Source organism: Geodermatophilus sp. SYSU D00710 (assembly GCF_054050195.1).
Genome location: NZ_JBJGYX010000067.1, coordinates 19,184 through 28,227, shown reverse-complemented (window position 1 = coordinate 28,227; position 9,044 = coordinate 19,184). Strand labels below are relative to the sequence as shown.

The 9,044-nt window shown below is 76.6% G+C and carries 10 protein-coding genes and 1 riboswitch; of the genes, 2 read left to right on the top strand and 8 right to left on the bottom strand.

The features are described 5' to 3' along the window. Positions 1-119: 119 nt before the first annotated feature. The 7 genes from metX to ACI78U_RS21605 all read right to left on the bottom strand — a co-directional run bounded on the left by metX (position 120) and on the right by ACI78U_RS21605 (position 6,420). Complete coding sequence (metX, locus tag ACI78U_RS21635) at positions 120-1,241, bottom strand: homoserine O-acetyltransferase MetX (RefSeq protein ID WP_456877460.1); 1,122 nt, start codon at positions 1,239-1,241, stop codon at positions 120-122. Between the two features lies 1 nt (position 1,242). Further along, a complete protein-coding gene (locus ACI78U_RS21630; RefSeq protein ID WP_456877459.1) occupies positions 1,243-2,535 on the bottom strand; it encodes a bifunctional o-acetylhomoserine/o-acetylserine sulfhydrylase in 1,293 nt (430 codons plus the stop codon). Positions 2,536-2,577: 42 nt separating this feature from the next. Continuing rightward, a riboswitch (SAM riboswitch) is annotated at positions 2,578-2,695 on the bottom strand. 22 nt (positions 2,696-2,717) lie between these two features. After that, positions 2,718-3,764, bottom strand: a complete 1,047-nt coding sequence (locus ACI78U_RS21625; RefSeq protein ID WP_456877458.1) for an NAD(P)H-dependent flavin oxidoreductase — start codon at positions 3,762-3,764, stop codon at positions 2,718-2,720. A gap of 26 nt (positions 3,765-3,790) precedes the next feature. Further along, positions 3,791-4,285 carry a hypothetical protein gene (locus ACI78U_RS21620; protein WP_456877457.1) on the bottom strand — a complete coding sequence of 165 codons (495 nt, stop codon included), beginning with the start codon at positions 4,283-4,285 and terminating at the stop codon, positions 3,791-3,793. Continuing rightward, entirely contained in the window at positions 4,282-5,172 is an 891-nt protein-coding gene (locus tag ACI78U_RS21615) for a mechanosensitive ion channel family protein (RefSeq protein ID WP_456877456.1), read from the bottom strand. Before ACI78U_RS21615 ends, ACI78U_RS21620 begins: the two co-directional genes overlap by 4 nt. A 67-nt stretch (positions 5,173-5,239) precedes the next feature. After that, positions 5,240-6,022 (bottom strand): thioesterase family protein, encoded by a 783-nt coding sequence (locus ACI78U_RS21610; protein ID WP_456877455.1) that lies wholly within the window; start codon positions 6,020-6,022, stop codon positions 5,240-5,242. Between the two features lie 29 nt (positions 6,023-6,051). Continuing rightward, a complete protein-coding gene (locus ACI78U_RS21605; protein WP_456877454.1) occupies positions 6,052-6,420 on the bottom strand; it encodes a hypothetical protein in 369 nt (122 codons plus the stop codon). A gap of 119 nt (positions 6,421-6,539) precedes the next feature. Between ACI78U_RS21605 and ACI78U_RS21600 the strand changes: the two genes are divergently transcribed. Further along, complete coding sequence (locus ACI78U_RS21600) at positions 6,540-6,938, top strand: VOC family protein (RefSeq protein ID WP_456877461.1); 399 nt, start codon at positions 6,540-6,542, stop codon at positions 6,936-6,938. Positions 6,939-6,984: 46 nt separating this feature from the next. Next, on the top strand, positions 6,985-7,956 hold the full coding sequence (locus ACI78U_RS21595) for an EamA family transporter (RefSeq protein WP_456877453.1): 972 nt from the start codon (positions 6,985-6,987) through the stop codon (positions 7,954-7,956). Here the strand turns inward: ACI78U_RS21595 and ACI78U_RS21590 are convergent. Continuing rightward, positions 7,953-8,954 carry an ABC transporter substrate-binding protein gene (locus ACI78U_RS21590; RefSeq protein WP_456877452.1) on the bottom strand — a complete coding sequence of 334 codons (1,002 nt, stop codon included), beginning with the start codon at positions 8,952-8,954 and terminating at the stop codon, positions 7,953-7,955. The two genes, ACI78U_RS21595 and ACI78U_RS21590, sit on opposite strands and share 4 nt — an antisense overlap. Positions 8,955-9,044: the final 90 nt, after the last annotated feature.

Below are 9,044 nucleotides of genomic sequence, written 5' to 3'. Positions count from 1 at the left end.
CCCCCCCCCCCCCCCGCCCCCCCCCCCCCCCCCCCCCCCCCCCCCCCCCCCCCCCCCCCCCCCCCCCCCCCCCCCCCCCCCCCCCCCCCCCCCCCCCCCGGGAGAGGGGAAGCGGGACCTCAGGTTCCCAGCAGCTCGCGCACCAGCGCGCCGACGGCGTCGGCCTCGACGAGGAAGCCGTCGTGCCCGTACGGCGAGGACAGCACCCGCAGCGGCACCCCGAGCGCGTCGGCCACCCGCTGCTGCAGCCCCAGCGGGTAGAGCCGGTCGCTGTCGACCCCGGCCACGACGACGCGGGCCGTCACGCGGGCCAGCGCCGCCTCCACGCCGCCCCGGCCGCGGCCGACGTCCCAGGTGTTCATCGCCTCGGTGAGCACCACGTAGCTGCCGGCGTCGAAGCGGCGGGCGAGCTTGTCGGCGTGGTGGTCGAGGTAGGAGGCGACGGCGAAGCGGCCGTCGTCCTGCACCGTGGTGCCGAACCGCTCCTCGAGCTCGAACGCGCTGCGGTAGGTGAGGTGGGCGATCCGCCGCGCGACGCCGAGGCCGGCCACCGGTCCCGGCCCGGGCAGGTGGTCACCGCCCGCCCACGCGGGGTCGGCGCGGATGGCGGCCTGCTGGGTGGTCTGCGTGCCCAGCTGGTCGGCGGTGACCGCGGCACCCGAGGCGAGGAAGAACAGCCCGGCCACCCGGTCGGGCAGCGCGACCGCCCACTCCAGCGCCCGCATGCCGCCCATCGACCCGCCGACGACGGCGGCCCACCGGCGGACGCCGAGCGCGTCGGCCAGCGCGGCCTCGACCAGCACCTGGTCGGCGACGGTCACCTCGGGGAACCGCGATCCCCACGGGCGGCCGTCGGGCGCCGTCGAGGACGGCCCGGTGGTGCCCTGGCAACCGCCGAGCACGTTGGCGCAGACGACGAAGAGCCGGTCGGTGTCCAGCGGTGCGCCCGGCCCGACCAGCGGCGCCCACCAGCCCGGCGTCGGGTGACCGGGCCCGGCGGGACCGGTGACGTGGCTGTCGCCGGTCAGCGCGTGCTCGACCAGCACCGCGTTGCCGCCGTCGGGCGCGAGCGTCCCCCACGTCTCGTACGCGACCCGGACGCCGGGCAGCACCCCGCCGCGCTCCAGCCGGACCGGGCCGTCCAGGTCGAGGAACAGCCGGTCCCCGGCGGGGTCGCCGTCGCGCCACCCGCCGGTGCGCGGCGGGGTGAGGGACGCCGGGGCGTCCCTCACCCCGGTCACGTCAGGCCTCCTTGGCGCTGCGGAACCCGGCCTCGAGGTCGGCCAGGATGTCCTCGATGCCCTCCAGGCCGGCGGCCAGCCGCACCAGACCGGGCGTGACGCCGGTGGTCAGCTGCTCCTCCGCGGTCAGCTGCGAGTGCGTCGTGGACGCCGGGTGGATGACCAGGCTGCGCACGTCGCCGATGTTGGCGACGTGGCTGTGCAGCTCCAGGCCCTCGACGAACCGCCGGCCGGCCTCGATCCCGCCGCGGATCTCGAAGGCGAGCACCGCCCCGGCGCCCTTCGGGGCGTAGCGCTGGTGGGCGGCGTACCACGGCGAGGAGGGCAGGCCGGCGTAGTGCACCGACTCCACCTCGTCGTGGGCCTCGAGGAACTCGGCCACCCGCTGGGCGTTGGCCACGTGCCGCTCCATCCGCAGCGACAGCGTCTCGATGCCCTGTACGACCAGCCAGGCGTTGAACGGGCTGATCGCCGGGCCGAGGTCGCGCAGCAGCTGCACCCGGGCCTTGAGCGCGTAGGCCGGGGCGCCGAGGTCGGCGTAGACGACGCCGTGGTAGGTCGGGTCCGGCGTGGTGAAGCCCGGGAACTTCCCGCTGGTCCAGTCGAAGCCGCCGCCGTCGACGATGAGCCCGGCGATCGCGGTGCCGTGGCCGCCGAGGTACTTGGTGGCCGAGTGGACGACGACGTCGGCGCCGTGCTCGAGCGGGCGCACCAGGTAGGGCGTGGCGATGGTGTTGTCGACGATCAGCGGCACGCCGTTGCGGTGGGCCACCTCGGCGACCGCGGCGATGTCGAGGACGTCGCCCTTCGGGTTGCCGATCGACTCGCCGTAGAACGCCTTGGTGTTCTCGCGGACCAGCGCCTGCCAGTTCTGCGGGTCGTCGGGGTCCTCCACGAAGGAGACCTCGACGCCGAGCTTGGGCAGCGAGTGGTGCAGCAGGTTGTACGTGCCGCCGTAGAGCGAGGCCGAGGCGACGACGTGGCTGCCGGCCTCGGCGACGTTGAGCAGCGCCAGGGTCTCGGCCGCCTGGCCGCTGGCCACCGCGAGCGCCGCGACCCCGCCCTCGAGGGAGGCCACGCGCTGCTCGAGCGCGTCCTGCGTGGGGTTCATGATCCGCGTGTAGATGTTGCCCAGTTCGGCCAGCGCGAACAGGTCCGCGGCGTGCTGGGTGTCGCGGAACTGGTAGCTGGTGGTGGCGTAGATGGGCAGCGCGCGGGCGCCCGTCGTGGGGTCGGGGCTGGTGCCGGCGTGGATCTGCCGGGTCTCGAAGCTCCAGCTCTTCGGGTCGGTCACGCGCCGTCTCCTCTCGCTCCGGAGGACCTGCGGCGCACAGGTGCTCCGTCCTTGCCGGGCAGCGGGCGCCGCACGGCCGGCTCTTCCCCTGGGAGCACCTCAGACGGAGGAAGAGGTTGCCGGGCAGCAAGCCAGGTGCTTCGCGCTGCCTCTCGTGAGCCTGCCCCCGACGATAGCCCAGGTCAGCGGCGGTCGTTCCCGGGGTGCACGCGGGCGAGCGCGGCCCGGGCGTCGTCGTCGAGGCGCCGCACCAGCTCGGCGGCGGGGACGGCCTCGGCCAGGCGGTGCGCCTGCCCGGCCCACATGCTCTGCCCCCCGGGGTCGCCGGCCCGCCGGGCCGCCGCGCGCAGCGGCGAGGTCAGGTGGTGGACCTGGGGGTAGGCCGCCGGGGCAGCGGGGGAGTGCTCGGTGAGGAAGCGGTTGACCAGCCCGCGGGCGCGCCGGCCGCTGAAGGCGCGGGTCAGCGCCGTGCGCCCGGAGGTGGTGAGCGCCTCGCGGTGCGCCGGGGCGGTCCCCGCCTCGGGGCAGCGGAGGAACGCCGTGCCCAGCTGCGCGGCCTCCGCCCCGGCCACCAGCACCGCGGCGACGGCGGCGCCGTCGGGGATCCCGCCGGCGGCGACCAGCGGCAGGTCGACGGCCCGGGCGACGAGGCGGAGCAGCGGCAGCAGCCCGTACTCGCCCTCGCCGTCCCGGTCGGACGGTCCGCCCCGGTGCCCGCCGGCCTCGATGCCCTGCACGACCAGCGCGTCGGCGCCGCCGTCGCGGGCCGCGACCGCCTCCTCGGGGGTGGTGACGGTGACGAGCACGGTGGACCCGGCGGCGTGCAGCGCGGCGACCACGTCCGGGCGGGGCAGGCCGAAGGTGAACGAGACCACCGGCACCCGCTCCTCGGCGAGCAGGGCGACCTTGTCCTCCCAGGCGTCGTCGTCGGCCCGGGGCTCGCCCAGGTCGACGCCCCAGCGCCGGGCCTCGGGCCGGAGCCGCTCGGCGTAGCGGCGCACGGCGTCGGCGTCGGCCGGCGGTCCGGGCACGAAGACGTTGACCGCGAACCGCTGCCCGGTCAGCGCCCGGACGGCGTGCACCTCCTCGCGCACCGCCGACGGCGTCCGGTACCCGGCAGCGAGGCAGCCCAGCCCGCCGGCCTCGGACACCGCAGCCGCGAGCGCGGGCGTGGAGGGCCCGCCGGCCATCGGTGCCTGCACGACCGGCCGGCGCAGTCCCAGGACCATGCGGCTCATCCTCCGCCCGGGCGGGGTCAGCCGGGCGGGGAGACGGTGGTCGGTCCCGAGCCGGGCGTCGTCGCCGGACCGGGGGTGGTCGTCGGGACCGGCGCCGACGGCGTCTCCCCGGTCGTGCCGGCCGGGGGCTCCGTCGTCGGCGGGGCGGTCTCCTCCGGCGTGGTCGCCGGCGCCTGGCTGGTCGGCGCCTCGGTGGTCTCGGTGGCCGGGGTCTCGGTGGCCGGGGCCTCGGTCGCGGGCGCCGTGGTGCCGGCCGGCGCGGGGGCGGGCGTGGTCACCGTCGTGGTGCCCGCCGGGTCGGTGCCGGCCGGGTCGGGCCGCACGTAGAGGTAGAGCAGGCCCAGGCCGAGGAAGAGCAGGACCAGGACCACGGTCGAGGTGCGGGCCCGTCCGATGTGGCCGGGCGTGCGGCGCAGGACGGACAGGCCGAACCGGCCGCGGGCGGCCGGGTCGCCGCCGGAGCCGGGTCCGCCGGCGGGCTCGGCGGGGCGGGGGGCGCCGGGGACGGTCACGGCTTCGCCGCCGGCGCGGGACGAGCGGGCAGGGGAGCCGGCTCGGGGCTCGGCGTCAGCGTCAGCCCGGCGCGGGCGAAGGCCAGCACGATCCGCTCGCGCAGGTCGCGGCCCACGTCGAACTGCCGGCCGGGCAGGGTCCGCGCCACCACCCGCACGTTGACCTGCTCGAGGTCGATGCTCTCCACGCCCATGACGCTGGGCTCGTCGAGCAGCAGCCGGCGCAGCCCGGCGTCGGCGAAGGCCTCGCGGCCGACCTCGTGGAGGATCTCGTTGACCCGGGTGACGTCGGCGCTGGTCGGCACCGGGACGTCGACCACCGCCCGCGCCCAGTCGCGGGAGAGGTTCACGACCTTGACGATCTGCCCGTTCGGGAGGGTGACCACCTCGCCGTCGGCCGAGCGCAGCCGGGTGATCCGCAGCGTGACGTCCTCGACCGTGCCCTCGGCGGGGTCACCGCCGCCGACCACCTGGATGGAGACGACGTCGCCGAAGCCGTACTGCCGCTCGGTGATGAGGAAGAACCCGGCCAGGACGTCACCGACGATGCGCTGCGCGCCGAAGCCCAGCCCGACGCCGAGCACGGTGGCCGGCGCCACCAGCCCGGTGACCGGGACGCCGAGGCGGGCGAGCACGTAGAAGACCGCCACCGCGTAGACCATGACGATCAGCGCCCAGGTGATCACCTGGGTCAGCGAGTGCCGGTGCTTGGCGGCCTCCGAGCGGACCAGCACGTCGCCGTCGGTGGAGCGCGCGTCGATGCGGTCGGTGATCCGCGTGCCCACCCAGGTGATGAAGCGGGCGATCAGCACCGAGCCGAGGATGATCAGCACGATCTCCAGGCCGCGGCCGGCGAGCCAGTCGAGCAGGTCGGTCAGCGGCCCCATGGCGGTCAGGTCCTCCGTCCGTGTCGCGTCCTGCCCCCCATCCAACCGGTCTGCCCGGGCGGACCGCTCAGCGCGGCTCGACGAACAGCGAGGCGACCGAGCGGCCGACCCTCCCCTCCGTGTCGTAGAGGTCGGCCGCGCACTGCCCGATCCCGGTGGGCCCCAGCGTGGTGACGGCGTCCATCGCCAGCCACTGCCCCACGGGCTGCCGGAACAGCGCGACGACGAGGTCGACGTTGGCGAAGGTGGCCTGCGACCAGTCCAGCGCCGCGGAGGTGCCGCTGGCCGCGTCGGTCATCACCAGCAGGTGCTGCAGCGGCGTGATCGGCTCGCCGTCGACGAGGGCGCACACCGGCCGGGTCCACGTCGCCGCCGGGCCGGTCCCTCTGATCGAGCCGCCGGCCTCGCGCCACTCCAGCGACCGGTGGTAGGCGACCTCCTGGCGGAAGACCGAGAACGCCGCGGGCCGGCCGTCCTGCGGCCCGACCGGGAACCGCTGCGGCGGGTGCGCGGCGGCGGCGGAGTCGCGGGCGCGCATCCGCCAGGCGGTCAGCCGCATCACCGGCCGCCCGCCGGCCTCCAGCGTCGCCTCGACCAGCTCGATCCGGCGGCCCGGGCGCAGCACCCGCGCGCCCACCCGCACCGGGCCCACCGGCACGGGGCCGAGGACGTCGAAGGCCAGCCGCACCGGCTGGCCGCCGTCGATCCCGCCGGTGCGCTCGACCTCGCGCGCCAGCAGCGCGGCGGGCGGGCCGGCGTGCTGCAGGCCCGGGTCCCACGGCCCGATGGTCAGCGCGGTGGCGGCGAACCCGTCGCCGTCGGGGAGGTAGAAGGCCGGGGGCAGGTCCACGCCGGGCAGTCTCGCCGGGTGCCGCCCGGTCAGCTGCGGCGGGTCAGCCACGCCGCCGTGGCGACCCACACGGCGGCCGCGCCCGCGGCGGTCCACCACAGCCAGCGCAGCGACCGGCCCTCGGTCGACAGCGCCAGCAGGGCGGCCACGACGCACACCGCGCCGGCCAGCGGCGTGGAGCGCAGCAGCGTGCCGGCCGTGTCCGCCCCGGGGACCGCGAAGAAGAGCACCGCCGCCATGACGAGCAGGAGCGCGCACAGCGCGCCGAGGTAGGCCGCCGTCACCCCGGCCTCCGCGGGCAGCGTGACCGCGCCCAGGCCGCCGGCCGCCGCGCCGAGCGCGAGCCACGTGAGCAGCCGGCGACGGCGGCGGGACCAGGGCGGCCGGGGTTCGCTCACGCCGTCGAGGGTGCCCGGCGTCCCCGGGCGCCACGCGCGGCGACGAGTTCCGCGGCGCCGGGCCGTCTCCCCTCGCGCCGGGGCCGCCGGGCCCCCGACGGACGGAGTGCCCCGTGCGCATGGTCTTCCTCAACCTGCCGGTCGCCGACGTGGCGGCCAGCCGCGCCTTCTACACCGCGCTCGGCTTCTCGATCAACGAGCAGTTCTCCGACGACTCGTCGGCCTCGGTGGTCGTCAGCGACACGATCTTCGTCCAGCTGATGACCCGCGAGAAGATGCGCGGCTTCGTCCCCGACGGGACACAGGTCGCCGACCCGCGCACGGCCACGGCGGCGCTGTACGCGCTGTCCTGCGAGAGCCGCGAGGAGGTCGACCAGCTGGTGGAGAAGGCCCTCGGCGCCGGTGGCGGGCGCTGGATGCCGGCGCAGGACCACGGCTTCCTGTACGGCTCGAGCTTCACCGACCCCGACGGCCACGTCTGGGAGGTCATGGGGATGGACCCGGCTCAGGGGCAGTGACCCCCGGTAGGCGGCGTATGTCGTTACGCCCGCTACAGTCGGACGGGTGCCGCTCATCCGCCGGCCCGCCGTCGGCTACCTGCTCACCCTCGCCGCGGCGGGCCTGTTCGCCGTCAACGGCACGGTGTCCACGCTGGCGCTGCGGGCCGGCGTCCCGCCGACCTGGCTGACGGCGATGCGCTGCGCCGGTGCGGCGGCCGGGCTGCTGGTCGCGCTGGCGGTCCTCGCGCCGCGGCGGCTGCGGCTGACCTGGCGCGAGGTGCCGCTGGTCGCCGCATTCGGCGTGGTCGGCGTCGCCCTGACGCAGTTCCTGTACTACGTCGCCATCGGGCGGCTGCCGGTCGGCATCGCGCTGGTCTTCGAGATGACCGCGCCGGTCTGGATCGCGCTGTGGGTGCGGCTGGTGCGGAAGGAGCCGGTGCGCCCGCGCATCTGGCTGGCGCTGACGCTGTCACTGGGCGGCCTGGTGCTGGTCGCGCAGGTGTGGCAGGGCGGGGGCTCGCTGGACCTGCTCGGCGTCGTCGCGGGCCTGGCCGCGGCGGTCTGCCTGGCCACCTACTACCTCCTGGGCGAGCGTGGCACGGCCGAGCGCGACCCGGTGGCGCTGACCTGCTGGAGCTTCGTGGCCGCGGCGTTGTTCTGGGCGGTCGCCGCGCCGTGGACGCGCTTCGACCCCGCCGTCCTCGCCGACCGGGTGCCGGTCTCGCTGGGCGCGGTGGCGCTGCCGCTGTGGGTGCTGGTGCTGTGGATCGTCGTCCTGGGGGCGATCACGCCGTTCTGGCTGTCGATCGCCGCGCTGCGGCACCTGCCGCCCACGACCGCCGGGCTGGTGGCCACGATCGAGCCGGTGTTCGCCTCGGTGGTCGCGTGGCTGTGGCTGGAGCAGGTGCTCACCGGCTGGCAGGTCCTCGGCGGGCTGGTCGTCCTCGGCGGCATCGCGCTCGCCCAGACCGCGCGCGCCCGCGCCCGCCCGGCGCCGGCGCCCCTCCCGGAGACGCCGGCGCCGCTGCCCTCCTAGGTCACCTTCCGGGCGTCGCGCAGCCAGCCGGCCAGCCGCTCCATGTAGCGGGCCTGGGCGGCGTGGTCCATGCCGACGTACTCCCACGGGTGCACCTGCCCGGCCTGCACGGCCGGCAGCAGCCGGTAGGTGGGCTGGCCGGACATCTGCTCGGGCGTCATCGCGCCGCGCAGCGAGTACAGCAGGACGTCGCTGGGGTGCTGCGGCACGTTCTCCCAGCCCGCCGTCTGCCAGAACCAACCCTCGCCGCCCGGGTCGACGAACCGGACGCCGAGGTCCCGGTAGAGGCGCAGCGACGGGTCGTCGGCGGCCTTGGCCATGTAGAAGCCCTCGTCGGGGTAGGCCGCCACCGGCAGCACGGTGACGCCGGACGAGGCGGCCTCGGCGAGCTCGGCCGACGCCTGCTCGTAGGCCTGCCGGGCCGCGCGCGCCTCCGAGCCGTCCAGGTCGGCACCGAGTGCCCCGGCCAGCTCGGCGGTGCGCTCGATGACGTCGGCGGCCGACCCGCGCCAGGCGATCGCGATGACCGGGGCGATCCGCGCGACCTGCTCCTGCTGCTCCAGCGACTCGAATCCGTACAGCGGCTGGGTCCCGTCCAGCGTCCCCTCGGAGTCCACCGGGTAGACCGTGGTCACGACGACGTCGGGATCGGCGGCGGCCAGCGCCTCGAGGTCGATCGCGCCGTAGCTCTCGCCGACGATCTCCACCCCGGACAGGTCGCGCCCCTCGAACTGCACGTCGTCGGCGGCCGAGGTCTGGCCGAAGGTCGCCACCGGCTCGATGCCGAGGTTCCACAGCGACGACGCGACGTCGTTGAGGCCGGCGACCCGCTCGGGCCGCGCGTCGAGCTCGACGGTGGTGCCGACGTCGTCGGTGAACGACCAGCCCGGCCCGGACGAGCCGGCCGCCCGGGTGTCCTCGGCGGTCGAGCAGGCGCTCGCGGCGAGCAGCGCGGCGAGCGCCAGGGCGGCGCCGAGCGGGCGCGTGGGTCGGGACACGGGGTCTCCTCGCAGGTCGGGCAGGGGACTCCCCCCGCAGGCAGCGGAGAGGTTAGCCTTGCCTTACTCGCGGTCCGCTCGGGCCGTCCG

Coding starts and splice junctions, on each gene's coding strand:
- ACI78U_RS21625 (WP_456877458.1), bottom strand. CDS start 3,764: ATGGTCCTGGGACTGCGCCGGCCGGTCGTGCAGGCACCGATGGCCGGC.
- ACI78U_RS21615 (WP_456877456.1), bottom strand. CDS start 5,172: ATGGGGCCGCTGACCGACCTGCTCGACTGGCTCGCCGGCCGCGGCCTG.
- ACI78U_RS21600 (WP_456877461.1), top strand. CDS start 6,540: ATGGTCTTCCTCAACCTGCCGGTCGCCGACGTGGCGGCCAGCCGCGCC.